At 71.3% G+C, this 22,416-nt stretch carries 11 protein-coding genes; 7 read left to right on the forward strand and 4 right to left on the reverse strand.

Features of this window, described 5'->3' with window-relative positions; genetic code table 11:
• Positions 1 to 14: 14 nt before the first annotated feature.
• From H958_RS0124705 to H958_RS0124720, 4 genes are read right to left on the reverse strand one after another with little or no spacing between them, the layout of a single operon-like run.
• Complete coding sequence (locus H958_RS0124705; protein WP_028060603.1) at positions 15 to 4,100, reverse strand: hypothetical protein; 4,086 nt, start codon at positions 4,098 to 4,100, stop codon at positions 15 to 17.
• Positions 4,078 to 6,240: a hypothetical protein gene (locus tag H958_RS0124710; protein ID WP_028060604.1), complete on the reverse strand. Its 2,163-nt coding sequence runs from the start codon at positions 6,238 to 6,240 to the stop codon at positions 4,078 to 4,080. The genes H958_RS0124705 and H958_RS0124710 overlap by 23 nt, the downstream gene beginning before the upstream one ends.
• Complete coding sequence (locus H958_RS44015) at positions 6,237 to 10,511, reverse strand: DUF6603 domain-containing protein (protein WP_051324775.1); 4,275 nt, start codon at positions 10,509 to 10,511, stop codon at positions 6,237 to 6,239. The genes H958_RS0124710 and H958_RS44015 overlap by 4 nt, the downstream gene beginning before the upstream one ends.
• Positions 10,512 to 10,529: 18 nt before the next feature.
• Positions 10,530 to 11,906 (reverse strand): hypothetical protein, encoded by a 1,377-nt coding sequence (locus H958_RS0124720; RefSeq protein WP_028060605.1) that lies wholly within the window; start codon positions 11,904 to 11,906, stop codon positions 10,530 to 10,532.
• Between the two features lie 237 nt (positions 11,907 to 12,143).
• Here H958_RS0124720 and H958_RS0124725 point away from each other — a divergent pair, with 237 nt between their 5' ends.
• The 7 genes from H958_RS0124725 (at position 12,144) to H958_RS0124755 (ending at position 22,413) form a co-directional block, all read left to right on the forward strand.
• Positions 12,144 to 12,446, forward strand: coding sequence for a DUF6916 family protein (locus H958_RS0124725; RefSeq protein ID WP_028060606.1), 303 nt, complete (start codon positions 12,144 to 12,146; stop codon positions 12,444 to 12,446).
• Positions 12,447 to 12,574: 128 nt separating this feature from the next.
• On the forward strand, positions 12,575 to 18,748 hold the full coding sequence (locus H958_RS0124730; RefSeq protein ID WP_028060607.1) for a tandem-95 repeat protein: 6,174 nt from the start codon (positions 12,575 to 12,577) through the stop codon (positions 18,746 to 18,748).
• 22 nt (positions 18,749 to 18,770) lie between these two features.
• Positions 18,771 to 19,277, forward strand: a complete 507-nt coding sequence (locus tag H958_RS0124735) for a phage tail protein (RefSeq protein WP_028060608.1) — start codon at positions 18,771 to 18,773, stop codon at positions 19,275 to 19,277.
• 12 nt (positions 19,278 to 19,289) lie between these two features.
• Entirely contained in the window at positions 19,290 to 19,796 is a 507-nt protein-coding gene (locus H958_RS0124740; RefSeq protein WP_028060609.1) for a phage tail protein, read from the forward strand.
• An 11-nt stretch (positions 19,797 to 19,807) separates the two neighbouring features.
• Positions 19,808 to 20,329: a phage tail protein gene (locus H958_RS0124745; protein ID WP_028060610.1), complete on the forward strand. Its 522-nt coding sequence runs from the start codon at positions 19,808 to 19,810 to the stop codon at positions 20,327 to 20,329.
• Positions 20,329 to 20,796, forward strand: a complete 468-nt coding sequence (locus H958_RS0124750) for a GNAT family N-acetyltransferase (RefSeq protein WP_028060611.1) — start codon at positions 20,329 to 20,331, stop codon at positions 20,794 to 20,796. Before H958_RS0124745 ends, H958_RS0124750 begins: the two co-directional genes overlap by 1 nt.
• Positions 20,797 to 21,060: 264 nt before the next feature.
• Positions 21,061 to 22,413, forward strand: a complete 1,353-nt coding sequence (locus tag H958_RS0124755; protein ID WP_028060612.1) for an extracellular solute-binding protein — start codon at positions 21,061 to 21,063, stop codon at positions 22,411 to 22,413.
• Positions 22,414 to 22,416 lie beyond the last annotated feature (3 nt).

A 22,416-nucleotide genomic window follows, 5' to 3' on the forward strand; every position in this document is an offset into this window, starting at 1 on the left:
TGCTCCCGTCCTGGTCACGTGGTCTTGGTCTCGATGGCGAGCACGTCGGCGTAGACGCCGTCGTCGACGCCGTCGATCGCGTAGTAGTCGAAGGCGACCTGCGCCTGGGCGCCGGCGGGCGCCGCGATCAGGTCGCCGACCGCGATCGCCAGCGAGCCCGACGCCGGGAGCGAGAGGTCGGCGGCCGGCGCCGCCGCCCAGTACGCGCCGTACTGCGGGCTCGCGAAGTACCGGAACGTCCAGCCCGGAGCGCTCAGCGCGATCTGCGCGACGTCCTCCTGCGCCACGAGCGTGCCGAGATGGACGTAGAAGACCGAGCCGGACGGCGGGGCGCCCTCGGCGACGGGCGGCCCGTGCCGGAACGTCAGCGTCCGGCGCGACCGGTTGGTCAGGGTCAGCGTCAGCGTGTTGGGCTGCCCGGACCGCACGACCGGCTTGCCCTGCGCGTCGGCGAGGTCGAACCCCAGCTGGAGCGGGTTCAGCCGCAGCCAGCCCTCCCGCACCTCCTGCGGCGTGTAGGCCCAGACGGCGGTCGCCGTCGGCGCCGCGACCTGCGTCACGACCCACTCGAGCGCGCCGCCGTCCCCGTGGTCCTGGTCGACGTAGGAGACGGCGTAGCCGCTCTCGCTCGGGGCCGGGATCGCCAGCGCGCCGGCGCCGCGCAGCACCGGCGCCGAGAAGAGCGAGAGGTCGAGCGCGCTGATCGTCCCCTGGCTCTGGTCGGGCGGGAGCTCGAGCACGCCCGTGGGAAGGATCCCCGTCGTCGCGTGCACCCGCGCGCGCGAATCGATCAGCATCAGGACCTTCTGCGTGTAGGGCCCGAGATCCGGCGGCTCTGAGGCACCGAGCGGCGGCGCCGGCGTGACGCGCAGCGTGTCCTGCGCCGGCAGCACGACGCCGGAGGTGGCCTGCCGGTCGGCGCCCTGGGAGTAGAACGTCGAGAGGTCGTAGCCGGAGCCCGGCGCGGTCTCCTTGTAGTAGCCGATCAGCCCGTCGCGCAGCTTCGCCAGATCGCCGAGGACGACCGGGAACTGGATCCCGGTCAGACCCGCGTCGGAGTCGGTGCCGACCACGTCCCAGCCGAGGTCGAGCATCGGCGCGCCCTGCAGCTCGAGCCGCACCGCCGCCTGCACGAGCGCGATCGGCCGGCCGACGAGGACCGCGAGGTCGCTGTCGGTCGGCAGCGGGCCGGGCTCGATCGTCTGCCCCACGGTGTCGATCACGGCCCACATCGCGGCGAAGTTCTCGGCGGTCGCCTGCGGCCCGCCGAGCGCCAGCGCCACGGCCGCCAGCTGCGGGTTCTGGTACTGCATGACCGTTGCCAGGTCCTCGTCGATCGTGCGCGCGTCCCCCGGCGCCGACTGCCAGCCGATCGCCGAGTCGCCTCCGCCGTGCTCGGGGAAGAGCGTCCCGAGCGGGCGGCCCAGCGCGTCGTAGAGCGCGAGCGACCCGTCGACGTGGTTGGGCAGCAGCCAGCCGCACACGGGCGAGACGGCCGGGACGCCGGTCAGCTCCTCGGTGTCCGAGCCGTCCGCCGCCAGCCAGTGGAACGCGAGCCGGCTGGGCTGGGCGATCGCCGGCGACAGGTACGCGACCGACGCGACGGTCGCGCCGGCGACTTCGGTGGTCATCGACTCGGCGCACTCGAGCTGCGCGATCTCGACGTCGCGCTTCTGGCCGAACGCGTCCACGAGGGTCAGCGAGAGCTTCAGATAGCCCGCGCGCAGGGGGTTGAAGTCGCTGTCGAAGTCGGGGCCGCCCTCGCGCGGGGCGTCGCCGGCGATTGGATTGATCGCCTCGGTCAGCGGCGCGTACTCGCTCGTCGACGGGACCTGCACCTGCAGCTGCACGCCACGCTGGCGCATGGTCAGCGCGTCGACGAAGCCGCTGAGCGGCGCCACGAGGAAGCCGGCGCCCGACGTCAGCTCCGCGAGCACCGCGCTCAGCGTCGCGTCCTTGTGCGTCTCGAGGTAGCTCGTGAGCAGCCGCGTGAGCGTGGCGGCCGGCGTGGGCGTGAGGTTGCCGGCGCCGATGTACTGCTGCGTGAAGCCGGCCGTCGCCGGGTCGATCGTGATGGTCCCCGGCTTTCCGCTCGGCGCGTAGGTCAGCGTTCCGCCGGCGTCCTGGTCGAGCCGGAAGTTCGCGTTGACGATCGTGGCGCCGTACGCGACCGGCGCCCCACCGGCGCTGGTCGGCTGCAGCGGCAGGTAGGACACCGTCCAGGAGGCGAAGATCGGCAGCCACTGGTCGGGCGTCCACCAGTTCACGCCGACCGGCGACGGCGGCCGGCCGGTGAGCGTGTAGACGCTCTGCGCTTCGCCTTCGAGCGCGAGGGCGAGCGCGGTGCGCAGCGTCGGCTCGGCGTGGCCGCTGAGGTTGGCCAGCAGCTGCGTGCAGAGCAGGCAGCTCTCGCGCAGCAGGGCCGTGATCAACGCCGGCGCGGGCAGCCCGGCCGGCGCCGTGACGCCGGTCAGCGACGCGGCGGTCAGCGTCGTGCTCCCGACGGCGGCGGCGGTCAGGAGCTCGCCGTCGGTGCGGCAGACGAGGTAGCCGTCCGGGTTGAAGCGCCCGTCGCCGCCGTAGCGCGCCGGGAACTGGACGGCGTCGCCCGTGAGCAGGACGGCGGGGTCGAGCGGCTGCACGAAGCGCTCGGCGGGCGCGCGGCGCAGGCGCATGAGCGGGTTCAGCTGCGCCGTGACCGCGTCGTGCCGGCGGTCGGCCGCGGTGTTGAGCGTGTCGCGCGCGTTCGCCAGGTCCTGCCAGTCGCCGTAGCGCTTGGCGGCGATCGCGTAGGCCTCGTTCTGGCCGGACGCGTCGATCATGAAGATCCGGTACCAGTCGGCGAACAGCTGCCAGCGGTACCAGTCGGCGTGGAACGCGCACTGGTCGGCCTGGCGGCGCAGCACGTTGAGCGTGTCGAGTGCGTCGGCCAGCGGCGCGGGCAGGTCGATCAGCTCGCGCGGGTCGGGCCCGTCGTCGTCGGCCGAGACGATCGAGAAGACCGTGCCCGAGTGCAGCCCGGCGAAGCGCTGGTCGTGCAGCCGCTCCTCCAGCTGGCTCAGCCCGTTGGCGGCGGGCTGCTTGAAGGTGTCGAGCAGGCCCGACTGGAACGCGTCCAGCAGCGTCTCGAACAGCGGCACGGTCGGCGCCTCGCGCGCCGTGAAGTAGGCGGCGAGCGCCTCCGCCGAGGTGTTCCCGATCGCCGCGCGCGCCTGCAGCGGCTGCTGCACGGGCTGGCCGAGGACGTAGGGCAGGTGCCTGCTCCAGCCGATCCCGTCGAACGTGCCGGCGTAGATGCTCCCCGACGGCGCCGGGTCGGCGGCGGCGAAGGTCCAGCCGAGCGCCTTCTCGAGCTGGGCGGGCGTGGCGCCGGGTTGCACGGGGTCGTGCGCCGGTTCGTCGTACCAGCCGATCACGGAGTAGGAGAGCTGGGCGGGGGCGGACTTCGGCGGGTCGATGTCGTCCAGCTCGTCCCAGAAGCCGAACACGCCGCGGCAGCCCGGGTAGTAGGCCGCGAAGCCGATCTCGCCGTTGGAGACGGCGTTCAGCGGCGCGCCGGCGGCGTCGGCCAGCGCCGGGCCATCCGTCGCGAGCTCCGCCGACCAGCCCTCCGGGCCGAGCGCCTGCGAGCGGCCGAGGAAGCCGAAGTCCTGCCCGAGCTTCCCAGGCTTGACCGGGAGCGTGACCGACGAGCCCTGCGGCGGCTGCTGGGCACTCAGCGCGTCGCTCTCCACCAGCCACGAGCGCGTCGCGACCGTGCCGCCGGAGATCGCGATCCGGGTCACGAGCCAGCGGTTCGGCGCCGCCGGGAAGTCCAGCTCGTGGCCGGGGCCGCCGCCGCTCGTCAGCCCGTCGGGCAGCGCCCAATGCAGGTGCACGCCGGTCTGCAGCTGATCCCACGGATCGTCGTCGAACCCGCGGGCGACGTTGTCGCCGAGGAATGCCGCGTGCTTGCTGGTCACCTGCTGGTCGTAGACCGCGGTCGCGCCGGCGAACCCGCCGGTCGCCTGCTGGTAGTCGTCCTCGCCGATGCACAGCCCGACGACGTCGATCGGCACGACCAGCGTCGCGGTGGCGTCAGCCGCCTTGGCGGAACTCAACCTCGACCACCCCCTTGACCATCTCCAGCGCGAACTCGGCCGACGTGAACAGCGTCAGCTTCTGGCCGAAGCGCGTGTTGAGGGTGTCCTCGATGCTCGTCGCCGTCGCGGCGACCTGCAGCGTGCGCGCGTCGGCGCGCGTCAGCACCGCGGCCTCGCCCTGCGGCGGGTCGTACTGGTGTCCCGGCGCTGTGCCGACCACCTCGCGCAGGGTGGTCGTGAAGCTGCCGGAGACACCCTCGACCCCGCAGTGCAGCTGGCCCGCCGGCTCGTGCACGGCGACGACGTCGGCCACGCCGTCGAACAGGCACAGCATCACGTCGGTGCCGAGCCGCACCGAGCGCAGCACCTTCAACGGCTGCAGCCGCTCGCTGTCGGCGTACGCGCTCGCGGCCGCGTTCGGCCAGCCCGCGACGGCGGCCGAGCGCAGCAGGAAGCCGGTGACCTCGCCGGTCGCGTTCTCGTGCAGCGCGACCGCCGGCGCGGGATTCGGCCGGACCTCGCGGCGCTCGGCATCCACGAGGCCGAGGAGCGCCTCCGGGAGCGGCTCGCCGGCGGTCGCGCGACCGATGCTCGACGCGCCGTCAATCAGCGCGTCGATCCATGCGCGGTCGAGGTGGAACATCCGCAGCGACTCGGGCGGGAGCATGCCCTCGTCGGGGACGAGGTAGTTGAATGGCACGCCGTCCAGCAGCGCCAGGCGCGCGAGCCACCGGACGACGGGCGCGGGGGGCACCGGCTCCAGGTCGGCCAGCCGAGCGGCGCGCGCGCCGAGGACGCTCTCGAACGCGCCGCCGAGCAGCTGCTCGTAGCGCGCCTGCTCGGTGCGCACGACGGCGTGCGCGCGCAGCCCGCGGCGCCAGTTGTAGAGCGCGGTCCCGAAGCTGCGGCTCTGCAGGCCGAGCAGCAGGCCGAGCTGCCAGGCGGCGGCGTAGGAGATGTCGAACATCCCCGTCGACGGGTCGTAGCGGGTCGCGGCGTCGGGGCAGGAGATCGGCGTCTGCACCGTGGCGCTGACCGGCAGCGGCGCGAGCGGGCCGCGGTACCAGGAGACCGTCTCGCCACCGTGACGCAGGCGGTGCGCGAGCGGCACGTAGCCGAGCCCGAACGCGTTGTGGGCGAGGATCGCGGCGTCGGCCGCCGTCACGCTGCCCGCCTGGAGGTCGTTCATCGCCTGCTGGACCTGCCCCGGCGTCGGGCGCGCGCCGAGGTAGGGCAGCTGGAGCGAGGAGAGCGGCCCGGCCTGCCCCGGCGGCACCGCGTTCACGCCCTCGAGCAGCGCCTGGAACGTGGCGTCGCCGTCGGTGGCGGTGAACGACCACCAGCGGTAGGTCAGCAGTCGCACGGTGCTCGCGCCGGCGAGTCCGGGCGCGGGGTTGCCCTGCGCGTCGGGCAGCAGCGGGGCCATGTTCTCGAGCGAGACGAGGTACGCGTGGGCGCGGGTCCCGCCCCGCGCGGGGACGCGGTTGCCGAGCACCACGGCCGGCGAGCTCACCTCGGTCGTCGTGTCGTGGGCGTCGACCGTGTCGGTCTCGCGGATGTGGGCGAGGTACGGCAGGTCCGCGGCGGCCGGCGCGATCGCGCTGAACAGCGCCGCGTCGACGTCGATCGTCATGCACGCGTCGTCGGGCGTCTCGCCGTAGTCGAGCGGGTTGATCGACGGATAGGAGACGATCCCCGCCGGCAGCGTGCCGATGCCGGTCACCGTCGAGCCGGCGGCCGTGATCGGCGTGCCGGCCGCGATCAGGTCCTTGGCGGTGCGCTTGTGCGGCGCCGGCGCCTGGGCCTCGTCGAACAACAGCACGGCGAGCCACGGAGCGCTCGGATCCGGTGTGGCGGTGCGCTCCCACGGCAGCGTGCGGCGGTTGAAGAGCACGTGCGGGAGGTCGCCGTCGAGCTCGCCGACCGCGAGGTCAGGGGGGAAGACGGCGGCGAGCTCGCTCGGGTCCAGCGAGAACCGCTCCCCCGCCACGGCGAAGCGCCGCGTGACCGAGAACGTGTCGGGCGTCTTCGGCGCGACCTGGTTGGTGCCCTGCGCGGCGGTGATCTCGTACTCGCCGTCCTTGAGCGCCGGCTGGTCGTACTGGATGAACGTCACGAGCCGGTGCTCCGGCGCCACGGTGCGCCGCGCCGCGGTCACTTCTGCTCTCCCAGCAGCCGCAGGACCGGGTTGGCGACGAGGTCGTACGCGGCCTGCGTCGACAGCTCGGACACGTCGATCGTCTTGGGCATCGCCCGGCCCTCGCTCGCGATCGCGGCGACCAGCGCGGACCGCACGCTCGCGGGCCCCGCCGCGGCGATCGTGCCCCACACCGTCTGGTCGGTGAACGGGTCGGTCTCCGGCGCGATCGCGTCGGTCCACGCGAACGGCTTGATCGGGTCGGCGATCGTGTACTCGAGGTCGACCAGCTTGATCGGCAGCGTGTGGTCCGGCGGCTTGACGAACGGCGTGATCGTGAACCCGACCGCCACGCCGTCGACCGTCGTGCCGTTGAGCGGGTCGACGCCGACCGGCACGCCGTGCGAGTCGAACTGCCGCTGGCGCCACAGCGCCGCAGGCACGTTGCGCACGACCGGATCGGCGTGGAACTCGGAGTCCTCGGTCGACACGATCTCGATCGTGTGCGTCGAGGTCAGCTCGCCGGAGCCGACGCCGACCGGGCCGACGCCGAAGTCGGTGTTGGGGACCGGCGCGTCCGGCGCGAGCGTGACGTTCGGGCTGAACGTCCAATCCTTCGTCGGGATCGCCGACTGCGTGACGAGCTGAAGCTGCTCGCCGCTGACGACCCAGTTGAGCTGCCCGTCCTCGTCGGTCAGGCGCTTGAGCAGCCCGGCTTGCACGACGATCTGGACGACCGCCGGCACCTTCGTGTCGTCGGCGCCGGCGGCCAGGCCGAGCTTCCGAGCCGACGCCGCCGGCGCGCTCGGGATCAGCTTGGCGACGAAGTCGCCCCAGTCGATCGTCGTGCGCGTGTCCGGCGACCCTGGGCCGAAGCCGATCGTGAAGCTGATGATCGACAGGTCGATCGTCGCCGTGCCGGCGAAGGGCGGGCCCCAGATGTTCAGGTCCACGCCGAGGTGGATGCTCACCTTGAACGACGTGAACAGCAGGTCCACCGTGAACGACGCGCCCAGGTGGATCCCGGCCGAGATGTAGTAGTGGAAGGGCTCGAAGACGAGCAGGAAGTCCGCCTCGACGTCGAACCACGCGCGGATGTCGCCGCTCTGCCAGACGGCGCTGAGCCCGCCGCCCGCCATCACCGCGCTCGACGTCAGCGCGAAGTAGAGATCGCCGGCGATCGTCAGCTCGGGCGTCACCTGCCAGTTGAGCCCCAGCCGGGGGACGGCCGGGTAGTAGCTCGGCTTGTCGAAGCGCGGGCTGTAACCGCCGAGCGTGACGACGAACTCGCCCTCGTGCTCGCCGCTGAACCACGTCGTCATCGCGAAGCCGCCGGTCAGGTGGCAGTCCTGCGACAGCACGAACGACTGCGGCGTCAGCTGGCCGCTGATCGAGAGCAGGCCCTGCGACGGGATGAACACGGCCTCAAGCTCGAGCTGCGCGAGCGCGACCGCCGGCGCCGGCGCGGGCGGCAGCTGCACGGTGGAGATGCCGAGCAGCGCGACCTCGAACTGCGAGCCGAACTCGACCGTCAGCAGCGCGAACGACTCCACCAGCTCGAACGACGTGAAGCGGACGCCGACGGCCAGCCAGTAGTCGCCCACCGACGGCGCGACGACGCCCGAGCTCGACAGCTCGCCGATCACCTTGGTGACCGCGTCGGCGATCGCGCCGGTGTCCATCGGCGGCGGGTTGCCGGCCCCCTGTGCCCACTGGACGAGCGGGAAGGTGGCCACGCCGTCGACCGGCGGGATGACGAGCCGGCGGTTGAAGCCGAAGCCGGCCGCCAGGCCGGTGACGAAGAAGAACGCAGGCCCGCCGATCGGGTAGTCGAGCACCGCGTAGAGGAAGAACGACGGATGCCCGTCGACTTCGCAGTACCCGCCGAGCGCCGCGATCTGCAGCTGCTCGACCCCGAGGATCAGCTCGCCGTAGAAGTCGACCGGGTCGATCTTGCCCACCAGCGCCCCGCTCAGCTCGACCGGCCCCTCGGCGTAGGTGATCGCGAGCCCGTCGATCGTGAACTTCGTGTCGAACGAGGTCAGCGGCGAGCCGACGCCGAGCCCCATCACCGCGATCGTCAGCCCGCCCGCCGACACCGACGCGTTCATCAGGAAGTACAGGACGCTGTCGCGGTAGCGGATCCCGACCTTCTGGAACGCCACGGGGCCGAAGCTCTTCTGCAGCGTCAGCCACACCGTGCCGTCCGACGGGCTGGGCGGGGCGCCGGCCGGCGCGAGCGCGAGCGCGTTCTCGCCGGTGCTCGCCGGCGTGCCGATCGTCAGCGTCGTCTTCTCGCCGCCCGCGTCGAACACCATCGCCAGCGCGACGCCGGACATCCCCGCCGTCGGCACGGCCGGATACCCGCCGCCGAGCCGGGTCAGCTCGCCGTCGATCAGGCCGGCGGCGGTCGCGTCGAGCGGCGAGGAGACGAGCACCTGGATGTCGTCGACCGCGACCGAGACGACCTTGTCGAGGTCGGGGCCGATGATCGGGATGTCGCTGAGGCTGATCTTGCGATCGATCTCGAGCCCGAAGAAGAACGACCACCCCGTGCTCTTGAGCGCGACCAGCACCGCCTTGCCGTAGGTCGCCGAGTGCGCCTCCAGGACGAGGATCGCCTTCGTGAAGTCGTAGCTGAGCGTCGCCGACTCGAGGTCCAGGTCGAGCCCCTTCGGGATCGGCGGCGCCGTGATCCCGATCGCCGTGGCCAGCGTGTCGATCCCCAGGTAGTCCTGGTTGAGCGCCTGCCAGGTGCCGGTGATGGTGGCGTCGGACCCGACGAGCGCGACGGTGACGCCGAACGAGGAGTCGCCGAGCACGAGCCCGCCGACGAGCTCATAGGTCTTCTTCGCGGAGTCGACGAGCAGCTGGAGCTCGCCGTCGACGTGGACGCCGAGCAGCGGGAGCGTCACGGCCCCGTCGGCGGTGGCGTAGAGCGTGTACTCGACCGCTCCCTGCGAGGGCTTGTCGAGCGCGACGCCGAGCTCCGTCAGCGTCAGCTCGAGCCCGTCCGGCAGCGTGACGCCACCGTCAGAGAGCCCGCTCACGACCCTCGAGAGCGCGAGCTTGCCGATGAACGCCGCCGAGACCGCCAGGTCCCCGGATCCGACGTCGTACTGGATGCCGAGGTCGAACTCGCCGTCGATGACCTCCGGGAAGAGCTTCGACTTGGCGTCGAAGGAGATCAGCGCCGTGGCGAAGGGCGCCGTCGCCGCGACCGACAGCGTGGTCTCGGTGATCGTGAACTGGCCGTAGCCCCACGGGCCCGAGGAGCCGATGCTCGCGCCGACCGCGACGAGGTCGATCGACGATCCCAGCGAGAACGTGGCCGACAGGCCCTTGAGCGTGACCGCGTGGAAGATGCTCTGCAGCAGCGGCGGGATGCCGGTCGTGAAGTCGACGCCCAGCAGGCTGATCAGCGTCGCGGGATCGAGCGTGCCCGCGACGGGCGGCTGGAGCGGCGACAGCGCGAGCGTGACGGTCGTCAGCCCGGACGCCAGCAGCGCCTTGAGGTCGCACTGCGGCTTGCCGTCGAGGCTCAGCGTCGTCGCGAACGCGAGCCACGCGATCGCCTTGCCGTCCTCCCCGGGGCCGGACGCGAGCTCCAGCCGCGGGGTGCTGAGCGGGAACTGCGCCGGCAGCGCGATCCCGCCGGTGAGCGGCGCGCTGAGCCCGAGCGCGGGGATCCCGTCGTCGGGGCTCGCGAGCTTCGACGGATCGACCATGCCGGTCAGGGCGACGCTGTCGCTCGTCGAGCCGGCCTTCAACAGCGCGACGGCGACGGCGAGCGGCCCGTCGAGCGTCGCGAGGCTGAAGAGCTGCGCGCCCGGCGTCAGCGCCTGGACGCCGCCGTTCCAGGCGTAGGTGTCGCCCGGGAGCGTCGTCGCGACGTAGCGGACGTCGCCCAGCTTCAACTCGTCGAACGGCGCGGTGGCGAGCGCCGAGAACGTGCTCCCCAGCGTCCAGCCGTCCGCCGGCGCGATCGCGATCTGGACGTCCGCGGTGCCGCCGTCCGGCGCCGTGAAGCACACGGCGGCCGTCGCGCCCGTGACGCCGAGCACGTCCGCCGTGCCGGTCAGCGCGAGCGTGTCGCCGGCCGGGGGCGGCACCGTTGCGTCGTAGGCGACGGAGAGGTCGGCGCTGCCGAGCATGAACCCGCCCCGCACGAGCGCGTCGAGGCCGGCCCGCGGCGTCAGGCCCGCCTTCGTCAGCGTCGCCTCGGAGATCGTGAACGCCTTGCCGGCGTCGACCTGCGACTGCAGCGCCGTCTGCAGGTCGGAGAGGCTCATGACCGGTTCCGCCGCTCGTCAGACATCGAAGACGATCGCCATGTGGTCGCTCACGTCGGCGATCCGCCCGAAGTTCGGCCACGTCGCGAACCCGCCGGCGCCGGCGGCGGGATTGACCCCGGCCGGGAGGGGGACCGGCGCCGCCAGCCGGCTGGAGTAGCCGTAGCCGCCGGTCAGACCGGCGACGGCAGGCGCCGGCGGCAGGGGGGCGTACGGCTTGCCCACGACCGTGTTGACGATCGTCGTGTTGAAGTTGTGCCCCGGCGCCGGCGCGGGGTAGAGGACGAACACGTTGTCGATGCAGCCGCTGTCGGTCGCCCTCCGCGGATTGATCGCCGTGCCGCCGAGGTAGCCGAAGCGCGGGTAGACGTTGTGCTGCGGATCAGGCGCCGCGCCGTTGGCATTGAACGGCGTCGCCAGGTCGACGGGCAGCAGGTGGGTGAGGCAGTACGGGTGGCGCGCGGCGTTGATGTTGCCGGTCCCGTCGCGAGGGTCCAGCAGCCACGAGTAGTTGAGGTTCACGAGCGGCCTGTAGGCGCCGTTGACGTTCATGTTGAACGTCTCGACGTTGAAGTCGCCGACGACGATGTTGACCTCGTTGGCGGGCGCCGCCGCGAGCGCCGGGATGTCCGCGATGTTGCGCGTCCCTGCCACAGCCGAGGCGGGCGACGTGTGGACCGTGTAGAGGTTGAGCGTCCGAGCGCCGCCGATGTCGCGCATCCGCGTGTAGAACGGGCTGCGGCTCTGGGGGTAGGGGAAGTCGATCCGGACGCCGCCGGCGGTGTGGTGCTCCCACTGCCCGGCGCCGCGCCACTCCGGGACCTGGACGGCGCCCGCGGCCCAGGTGCGGTTCAGTTGCAGGGCGGTGATCGGGTTCGCCGGATTCGGCATCGCGTTGCGCCAGTCCGCCGGATAGTCCGCGATCGCCGCGACGTTCCCCGGGGTCGCCTCTCGGGCGAGCGAGAGCCCGTTGTCCGTCGACCACACGTACGGGCCCGCGAACCCGATCGACGTCGAGTCGTAGAAGACCGCCACCGCCTCGCGGATGCCGAGGTCGCCGAGCATCAGCGGCGGGACGAGGCACCACGTGTTGCCGAGCTTGTTGCGGATCTGATCCAGCAGCATCAGCACACCCCGGCCGACGCTGGACGCGCGGTTGAGCACGTTGCCCTGATAGCTCACCTCGCGCACGCGGGAGTAGACCTCGGCGATCACGATCAGGTCCGGCGGTGGCGGCGAGTTGGCAGGCAGCACCGGCGGCGGGGTCGGCGCGATGACCTCGTTGAGGATGTGGTCCAGGCGCGACTGGGACTCGACGAAGCCCGCCCAGCTGTCGTTGCGGTAGATCTTCGCCTGCGTGAAGTTGCGCAGGTTCCAGTACAGGATCCGCGTCATCCGGCGGCCATCATGATCTGGATATGTGTATTGATCATGCGACGCTCATCAACATGGCCGCTTCAACACCAGTGAACCGCATTTCGGTTCGATCAGCATGTCTTGACCTTGCAGGCCGGACGCTAGTCCCCGGCCGACGGCCTGTCAACGGGCCGTGCGGCATTGTCAGCTTGCGAAAATTGCGTAAAAGTGAGGATCGATGAACAGATTCGGTGAGCGACGGACGAGGCCGGCGGCGTGATCGCCACGGCCACCTGTGAGACGTTCGCCCCGCACGTCGGCGAGCGGTTTGCGGCGATGACACCGTCGGGGATGAGCTTCGAGCTGGTCCTCACGTCAGCAGAGGCGTCGCGCCATGGAGCCCCCGACGGGGCGCGCCGGGCGCCGTTCTCGCTGCTCTTCCACGCCGAGGGTGAGCAACGCGCCCGTCCTCAGCAGACGTTTGCGCTGCGCCATGCGCGGCTCGGTGCGTTCGAGCTGTTCCTTGTGCCGCTGGGCCCGGATGAGCGCGGCATGCGCTACGAGGCCGTGATCGGGTAGTCACCGGCGGGTTGTCCGCGCGCGGCCCTTGCAATCGGCGCGTGGATGCAGGAGGGTCGTCGCGCCGCGGCGGTGAACGCCAATCTCCTGAGCGTTCTGCCGATCTCGCGGAGTCAGGACCAGCACAGGTGATCACACGGAAATTCTGGTGGCTGAGCGCGTCGAGCCTCGCGTTGCCCGTCGCGTCGTGCCTGCTCGTCGTGCCGCTGGTTCAGGCGTGGACCAGCGCCTCGCCACTGCCCAGGTGCACGATCGTCGGCACTCCGGGCAACGACACGCTCGCCGGCACGCCGAGTGACGACGTGATCTGCGCGCGCGGCGGCAACGACGTGGTGCGCGGCGGCGGTGGGGCCGACATCGTCTTCGGCGGTCCGGGCGACGACACGTTGTACGGCGGTCCGGGCAAGGATCACCTGTACGGGTACGGGGGCGCCGATCGGCTCTTCGGAGGCCCCGGCGAGGACTTCCTCCAGGGCGGCGCCGGCCCCGACGTCCTGTCGGGAGGTCCCGGCGCGGACATCGCGGACTATCAGGCGCGCAAGGCGCCGATCGACGTCACGATCGGTCGCGCGGCGAACGACGGGGCTCGCAACGAGGGCGACGACGTGCGCGGCGAGGTCGAAGAGGTGCGTGGCGGCGCCGGCGACGACACGCTGGTGGGCGACGCCCGGGCGAACCGGCTCCGTGGCGGTGACGGCCGCGATCTGCTGCGCGGCGGTGACGGAGACGACACGCTCGTCGGCGGAGCGGGCAATGACCGGCTCGACGCTCGCGACTCCGCGCGCTTCGCCGACACCTCGCGCTGTGGTGGCGGCCGCAGCGACACGGCGCGCGCGGACGCCCTCGACCGCGTCGCGTCCGACTGCGAGGTGATCAAGCAGAAGACGCCGCCGCCGCGGGCGCGCAAGCACGCGCCGAGCGACATCCTGCTGTCGAACCAGAGCGTCCCGGAGAACCAGCCCGCCGGGACGACGGTCGGGACGCTGCGCGCGGTCGATCGCGACCGCCGCGACCGACACAGCTTCACGCTCGTGGCCGGCGGCGCCGACAACGCCGCCTTCACGATCGCCGGCTCGACGCTCGAGACGAACGCGGTCTTCGACTACGAGGCCAAGCACAGCTATTCGATCCGCGTCCAGGCCAAGGACGGCGCCGGCGCGACCTTCGAGAAGGCCTTCACGATCACCGTCAACGACCTCGATGACCCGCCGGCGGCCGGCGCGAAGTCGGTCACCGGCGTCACCGAGGACGGGTCGAGCGCGATCGCCCTGTCGGGCGCCGACCAGGACGCAGGCGCGCTGACCTTCCACGTGTCGGCGCCCGGGCACGGCCACGTCGACACGAACGCGCCGAGGGCGACGTGCGATGGCGCGACGCCCAGCAGTTGCACCGCCGGCGTCGTCTACACGCCGGACGCGGACTTCAACGGGGCGGACAGCTTCACATACACGGTCAACGACGGGACGAGCGACTCGACGACCGCGACCGTCGCGATCGCGGTCGATCCGGTCAACGACACGCCGGTGGCGACGGCGGCGAGCGTGAGCCTGAACGAGGACGCGCCGAGGGCGGTCGATCTCGGTGCGCTCGCGTCCGATCTCGAGACGAGCGACGCGAATCTCGGCTATCAGATCGTCGCCGATCCGGCGCACGGTCACCTCGACGGCGGCGGCGCGACGCCGACGTATCAGCCCGACGCCGACTACAGCGGGCCTGACAGCTTCACGTACAAGGTGACCGATCGCGGCGATCCGGACGACTGCGCCGGCGGGCCGCCGGCATGCGACGCGCCGAGGTCGTCGAGCACGCAGACCGTGTCGATAACGGTCGATCCGGTCAACGACGCGCCGCTGGCGAGCGACGCCGGCGTGAGCGTCGACGAGGACGCGTCGCGGGCGGTCGATCTGGCCGTGCTCGCCTCCGACGTCGAGACGAGCGACGCGAACTTCACCTACCAGATCACGAGTGGCCCGTCGCATGGCCATGTGAGCGGAAGCGCAGCCGGCCGGACTTACACGCCGGACGCCGACTACAACGGTCCGGACGGCTTCACATACACGGTCACCGACCGCGGCGATCCCGACGATTGCGGCGCGCCCGGTCCCGGCTGCTCGGCACCGCGGACGTCGCGCGGCGCGACCGTTTCGATCGCGGTCGACGCGGTCGACGACGCGCCGGTCAACCTGCTTCCGGCAGGTTCGATCGTCGCCGTGCGTGCCACCGACACGCCGATCACGGGCGCATCGATCTCGGACGTCGACGCCGGCGGCGGCGACGTGCGACTGACCCTCTCGGTCGCGCACGGCACGGTGACCGTGAGCACGTCGACCTTCGGCGGCGTCGCGCCGCTGCAGGTCACGGGCAACGCGACCCCGACGGTCGTGGTCACGGCGAGCTTGGCGGCGATCGACGCGACGCTCGCCGGCGCGAACGGCCTCGTGTACCACAGTGACGCGGCGTACACGGGCGCCGACGCGGTGACCTTCACCACCGACGACCTCGCGCATACCGGCGCCGGCGGTCCGCTGACCGACACCGACACGCTGGCGCTGACCGTCGTGCCGCCCAACCAGCCGCCGGTGGCCGCGGCGCAGTCGGCGACCACCAACGAGGACACGGCGAAGACGATCACGCTGTCCGCGAGCGACGCCGACGGCGACGATCCGCTGAGCTTCGCGATCGCGACCCAGCCGTCCAATGGATCGCTGGGCCCGGTCGGGGCGGTGACGTGCGATCACGGCACGCCCGACACCTGCACCGCCGATGTGACGTACACGCCCGGCCTCGACTACGCCGGTCCCGACGGCTTCGCCTTCACCGCCGGCGACGGTCGTGTCGACTCCGGCCCCGCGACGGTGAGCATCACCGTCACCGCCGTCGACGACGCCCCCGAGCTCCAGAGCATCGAAGGGGCCGCGCTGACCTATGCCGAGAACGATCCCGCGACGCCGGTCACCGCGAGCACGACCGTCAGCGACGTCGATTCGCCGGACTTCGACACCGGCACGCTGACGGTCGACTACAGCGCCGGCGGGACGATCGACGATCGCCTCGAGATCCGCGACCAGGGTACGGGCGCGGGGCAGATCGGCGTCTCGGGATCCGGCGTGACGTTCGGCGGAGCGACGATCGGCAGCTTCACCGGCGGCAGCGGCACGACGCCGCTGGTAGTCACGCTCGACGCGGCCGCCGACGCCGCCGCCACGCGGGCGCTCGTACGCGACATCACCTACCGCAACGTCTCGGACGACCCGTCGACGGCGACGCGGACCGCGCGCTTCGTGCTCACCGACGGCGACGGCGGCACGAGCGCCCCGGCGACGCGCGTGATCGCGGTGACGGCGGTGAACGATCCGCCGGCCCTGGCAGGGATCGAGCCGGCGGCCCTCAGCTACGTCGAGAGCGTGGACTCGCCGCCGAGCCAGAGCCAGATCACCGGGGCGCTCACGATCGCCGATCCCGACAGCGCCAACCTGGCGGGCGCGACCGTTCAGATCGCCGGCAACTGCCGGCCGGGCGAGGACCTGCTCGTCTTCTCCGGTCAGAACGGCATCGGCGGCAGCTACACGGCCGGCACGTGCCTCCTCTCGCTCAGCGGTTCTTCAAGCGTTGCGAACTACCAGGCGGCGCTGCGCTCGGTCAAGTATTCGGACAGCTCCGACACGCCGAGCGCGACGACGCGGACGGTCACGTTCCAGGTGGACGACGGCCAGTCGTCGAACCATGCCGGCAACCTGCAGACACGCGATGTCACCGTGACGGCGTCCAACGACTCGCCGGTCCCCGTCGCCGACGCCTTCAACGGCGCGAGCAGCGCGCTCGCCGGCGTCACGCTCGCCGTCTCGACGTCGCCGTCCGGCCCGGATGTCCCGGTCACGGGGAACCTGCTCGGCAACGACGTCGATCCCGACACGGCGCACGCGAGCCTGACGGCCACCGCGGGCTCGTCGAGCGCGCAGGGCGGGGTCGTCGCCGTCAATTCGGACGGGACGTTCAGCTACACGCCGCCGCCCGGCTTCACCGGCGCCGACACGTTCGGCTACACGGTCCACGACAACGACACGCCGGCCCGCACGGGCACCGCGACGGTGACGATCGACGTCATCGGCCCGAGGGTGTGGTTCGTGAACCCCGGCGCGAGCGCGGGCGACGGCACGTCGCGTGCCCCGTTGAGCTCGCTCGCCCCGCTCAGCAGCGGCGGCGCCTCGGACGGGCTCGACGGGATCGGGGACGTCATCTTCGTCTACCAAGGCAGCGGCAACGCCACCTCGGCCGGCTTCGTGCTCGAGGGCGGTCAGCGCCTCGTCGGCGAGCCGCAGGGACTGTCGATCACCGACAGCCTCTCCCGCACGTCGAACCTCGTCGCCGGCGGAGGCGCCAACCCCACGCTCACCAACGGCGGCGGCACGGGGCTGACCCTCGCCGACGGCAACACGATCCAGCGGGTCAATGTCACCGGCGCCTCCGGCGCAGGCGTGAGCGGCAGCTCGATCGGCACGCTCAGCTACGGCGCCAATACGGCGATCTCGGGCAACGGCGGCGGCGGGCTCGCGCTCAGCGGCGCCGCCGGCGGGGCGATCAACATCGGCGCCGACGTCACCACGAGCGCCGGCCACTCCGTCTCGATCTCCAACCGTGGCGGCGGAACGACGACCTTGACTGGCGCGATCAGCGACACCGGCACCGGCATCAGCCTCAGCTCGAACACCGGCGCCACGATCAACCTCAGCGGCGGCGTCACGGCCAACACCGGCGCCAGCAGCGCATTCGTCGCGACCGGGGGCGGGACGGTGAACGTCACGGGGTCCGCGAACACGCTCGCCACGACGACCGGGAGGGCGCTCGACGTCGTGGGCACGACGATCGGCTCGAGCGGCCTCACGTTCCGGAGCATCTCCGCCAACGGAGCCGCGAACGGCATCAAGCTCGACACGACAGGTTCGAGCGGCGGCCTCGTCGTGACCGGCAACGGCGGCACCTGCACGGCGGCGAACACGAGCGGCTGCTCGGGCGGGCAGATCCAGAGCTCCACCGGCGCCGACGACTCGTCGGCGGCGCCGGTGGGCACGGGCATCGTGCTCAAGGACACGACCGCGCCCTCGCTGACGCGGATGTGGATCCACGACAACAGCAACTACGCGATCCGCGGCACCGACGTCGCCGGCCTCACGCTCGCCGGCAGCGTCATCGACGGCACCAACGGCACCAACGGCACGACGCCGTTCGACGACTCGAGCGTGTGGTTCGACGACCTCACCGGCTCGGCGTCGGTCACCGACACCGCGGTGAGCGGCGGCTACGAGGACAACTTCCGGGTCCACAACGCGACGGGGTCGCTCGACCGGATCACGTTCGACAACGTGAACATCGGTCTCAACAGCACCGCGGGCGGCAACGACGGGATCGGTCTCCGATCGAGCGCCACCGCCGGGACGTTGAAGGCGACGATCCAGAACAGCACATTCACGGGCGCGGCCGGCGACCTCGTCGACTATGAGCACAACGGCACGGGAGCGGGTGACCTCGTGCTGACCGGCAACGCGTTCTCCAACAACCACCCGGCGATCGCGACCGGCGGCGGCGGACTGACGCTCTCCAACGACGGCGCGGGCGGCAATACGACGATGACCATTACGAACAACACGTTCCGCGACGCCGTCGGACCCGGCATCCTGGCCGTCAAGACGACCGGCCCATCGACCCAGACGGGCACGTTCGCGAACAATGCCATCGGAGTCTCGGGCGTCGGCAACTCCGGTTCCAAGGAAGGGTCGGCGCTGAAGCTCCAGACCGTCGGCCAGGGGACGATGACATGGGCGGTCACCGGCAACTCGATCTTCGGCTACAACAACAACGGCGTCGAGCTGCTCGCCGGGGGCGGGGCGACCGCGCAGCCCGGAACGATCAGCGCCACGATCACCGGGAACACGATCAGCCAGCCGGGCGACACCGCGGGGACGATCACGATCCCGAAGAACGGCATCCACCTCAATGTCGGGACGGTCCCCGGCGACGCCTACCAGGCGTGCACGCTGATCGGCGGCCCCGGGGCGCTCGCGAACTCGCTGGCGACGAGCGGCGCCGACGGCGTGCCGTCAGTCGGCGGCGGCCAGGACGTGCGTCTGCGCCAGCGCCAGAGCACGACGATCCGCCTGCCCGGATACGCCGGCGCGGCGACCGACGCCAACGCCGTGCAGAGCTTCGTCGCGGCCAACAATCCCTTTGGTGGCCCGAGCGTCATCGCGAGCGTCAACTCACCACCCGGCGGCGGCTTCACCGGCGCCGGCGGCAGCTGCCCGTAGGATCGCCCAAGGAGACACGCGCATGGCCGAACCCTTCCTCTCCGAGATCAGGCTCATGTCATTCTCGTTCGCTCCCAAGGGCTGGGCCCTCTGCAACGGGCAGCTGTTGCCGATCAACCAGAACCAGGCGCTGTTCGCCCTGCTGGGAACGACATTCGGCGGCGACGGGCGGGTGAACTTCGGGCTGCCGGATCTGCGGGCGAGAGCGCCGGTCCATGCCGGCTCGGGCCACACGCTGGGGGAGCGGGGCGGGGAGCAGGCGCACACGCTCTCGCTCGCGGAGACGCCCGGCCACACCCACACCGTCGCCGCCAATTCCGCCGCGACGGGCGGCTCGGCATCACCGAGCAACAACTTCCTCGGCGGGGGCAACAATGTCTACGCGGCGCCGAATGGGGGAGCCCTCACATCGCTTCGGCCTGACTCGATCGCGCCGATCGGCGGCACCCAGGCGCACGTGAACATGCAGCCGTTCCTGACACTCAGCTTCTGCGTCGCCCTGCAGGGCATCTTCCCGTCTCAGAACTGAGGAGCTCGAGCAATGGCACAGCCATACGTCGGAGAGATCCGGATGTTCGCCGGGAACTTCGCGCCGGCCGGCTGGATGTTCTGCGAAGGACAGCAGCTCCCCATCTCCGAGAACGAGACGCTCTTCCAGCTCATCGGCACGACATACGGTGGGGACGGCCAGAGCACGTTCGCGCTGCCCGACCTACGCGGGCGGCTCCCGTTGCACCAGGGCAACGGCTTCGTCCTCGCCGAGACGGGCGGCGCCGAGGAGATCACGCTGTCGGTGGCGCAGCTTCCCGCCCACTCACACCCGCAGATCGCGGTCGGTGGCGCGAGGGGCAGCCAGACCAGTCCTGCCGGCGCGCTGCCGGCGCAGTCCTTCAACGTCACGCCCTACATCAACGACGCGCCGTCCGGCAGCTTCAATGCCGCCGCGGTCGGCACCGTCGGCGGCAGCCGGCCGCACACCAACTTCCAGCCGTATCTCTGCGTCAACTTCATCATCTCGCTCTTCGGGATCTTCCCGAGCCCGACCTAGGAGAGAGGACCGTGGCCGACCCATTCATGGCTGAGATCCGGATCTTCCCGTTCGACTTCGCTCCCAAGGGCTGGGCGTGGTGCGACGGCCAGCTCATGCCGGTCTCTCAGAACACCGCGCTTTTCTCGCTGCTCGGGACGACGTACGGCGGAGACGGCAAGTCGAACTTCGCGCTGCCCGATCTGCAGGGCCGGTCCCCGATGCACCCGGGTCAGGGGCCGGGGCTGAGCCTGCACGATCTCGGCGAGACCGGCGGTGCCGAGACGGTGACGCTGCTCGAGTCCGAGCTGCCCGCGCACACGCACGCGGCGCGCGGGGACGCCATCGACGTCGCGGACACGAACGTCCCGAGCGGGAGCGCCTCGTGGGCCCAGTCTTCGGGAGGCACGCTCTACCAGGCCTCGGCGAACACCCAGCTCGCCCCGGAGGCGCTGAGCCCCATCGGCGGCGACCAGCCGCACAACAACCTGCAGCCGTACCTGACCTTCTACTTCAACATCGCCCTTCAGGGCGTGTATCCGCCGCGCACCTAGTGGACGCCCGCCTGAGGCCGGTGACCGCCGACGATCGAGCGTTCCTCGTGGACCTCTATGCCGGCGTACGGGAGCCCGAGCTCGCGCACCTGCCGTGGGGCGACGCCGCCAGACGGACGTTCATCGCGCAGCAGTTCGCCGCGCAGGACGCGCACTACCGGCAGCACTACCCCGGGGCGACGCTCGACGTGATCGAGATCGACGGCGAGCGCGCCGGGAGGTTGTATGTGCACCGCGGTCCGCGCGACATCCGGATCATGGACGTCGCGCTGGCGCCGGCCTACCGCGGCCGCGGGATCGGCGGCGGCCTGTTGCGCTCGCTGATCGCCGAGGCGCAGGCGAGCGCCCGCAAGCTGTCCATCCACGTCGAGGTCAACAATCGGGCGCGGAGGCTGTACGAGCGCCTCGGCTTCCATGCGGCCGGCGAGCACGGCGTGTACGTGCTGCTCGAGCGCCTGCCTTCCTGAGACTCCGGCGGACGCGGGGACCGCCCGAGCGGCGACGGCGCGGGCCGAGGATGCGCGGACTCGCCGCAGGCGAGCGGTTTCATTAGGAAGCTTTACTATCTGCTAGCCGCGGTGTATCGTCTCGCCTCGACTAGGCCATGCGACGCCCGCCCGTCGCGTTCGGTCGCCCGCCCGCCGAGGTTTTGACTCGCGTGCCGCCGGGCGCTTACGGGGTGATCTCGTCAGCGGCCCTAACACCTTCTGGGGAGGAGGTCGAGTCGAGTGATGAGACGTGTGGCGACGGCGGCTGCGGCGCTTGGATGCACGGCCGCCGTGATCGTGGGCTGCGGGGGAGGCGGCTCCAAGGACTCCGGCAACGCGAGCAGCACCGGCAAGGCCGCGCAGGCGACGCCCGACAAGCCCGTGACGCTGGACGTCTGGGTCGGCTGGAGCGCGCGCGAGCTGAAGGTGTTCAAGTCGGTGGCGGCCGAATACACCAAGCTGCACCCGAAGGTCACCGTCAACGTGACCGGAGGGATCAACGACAACAAGATCGTCGCCGCGATCCGCGCCGGCAACGCGCCGGACGTCGTCAGCTCGTTCAACTCCTACAACGTCGGCGTCTACTGCGGCACCGGCGGCTGGATCGACCTCAATCCGCTGCTCAAGGCGTCCGGCATCGGCACCGACGCCTTCCCGGCGGCGACCAACTACTACACCCAATATGACGGCAAGAAGTGCGCGCTGCCGCTGCTCGCCGACACCTACGGCCTCTACTACAACAAGACGCTGTTCAAGAAGGCCGGCATCACCGATCCGCCGAAGACGCTGTCCGAGCTCACCGAGGACGCGAAGAAGCTCACGATCCGCAACTCCGACGGCACGCTCAAGCAGATCGGGATCGACCCGTTCATCGGCTTCTACGAGAACGTCCCGGAACGCTGGATCCAGGCATACGGCGGCAAGTACGTCGACGGGCAGGGTCACGCGATCCTCTCCAAGCAGCAGGCGTGGACGAAGTGGCTGCAGTGGCAGAAGAGCCTGATCGACTTCTACGGATACAAGAACCTCGTCCGCTTCCAGTCGGGGCTCGGCGACGAGTTCTCCGCGTCCAACGCCTTCGAGGTCGGCAAGGTCGCGATGAACCTCGACGGCGAGTGGCGCGTCGCGTTCATCCAGGACGAGCACCCGGACCTCGACTACGGCACCGCGCCGATGGCGGTCGACGACGCCACGCCGGACCTGTACGGCTCGGGCTACATCAACGGGACGATCATCGGGATCCCGCGCAACGGCAAGAACACAGCCGCGGCGTGGCAGCTCGTCAAGTGGCTGACGACCGACACGCACGCTCTCGCCATGCTCTCGAACGGCCTGCGCAACGTGCCGTCGACGACCGAGTCGACGACCTCGTCGGAGCTGACGCCGGACGAGCACTTCGCGACGTTCCTGAAGATCTTCTCGAACCCGAAGTCCGGCACCTCGCCGATCATGGCCTCGGGCGTCGCCTACACCAACCTCGTGCAGGCGTTCGCCACCAAGTGGCAGGGCGGCGGCGTCGGTGACCTCCAGGGCGGCCTGACCGCCCTCGACAAGCAGCTCGACGCGCAGGTCGCGCAGGCCAAGGGCGCGCCGTAGGCC

The organism is Candidatus Solirubrobacter pratensis, from assembly GCF_000425945.1.
Taxonomy (GTDB): Bacteria; Actinomycetota; Thermoleophilia; order Solirubrobacterales; family Solirubrobacteraceae; genus Solirubrobacter; species Solirubrobacter pratensis.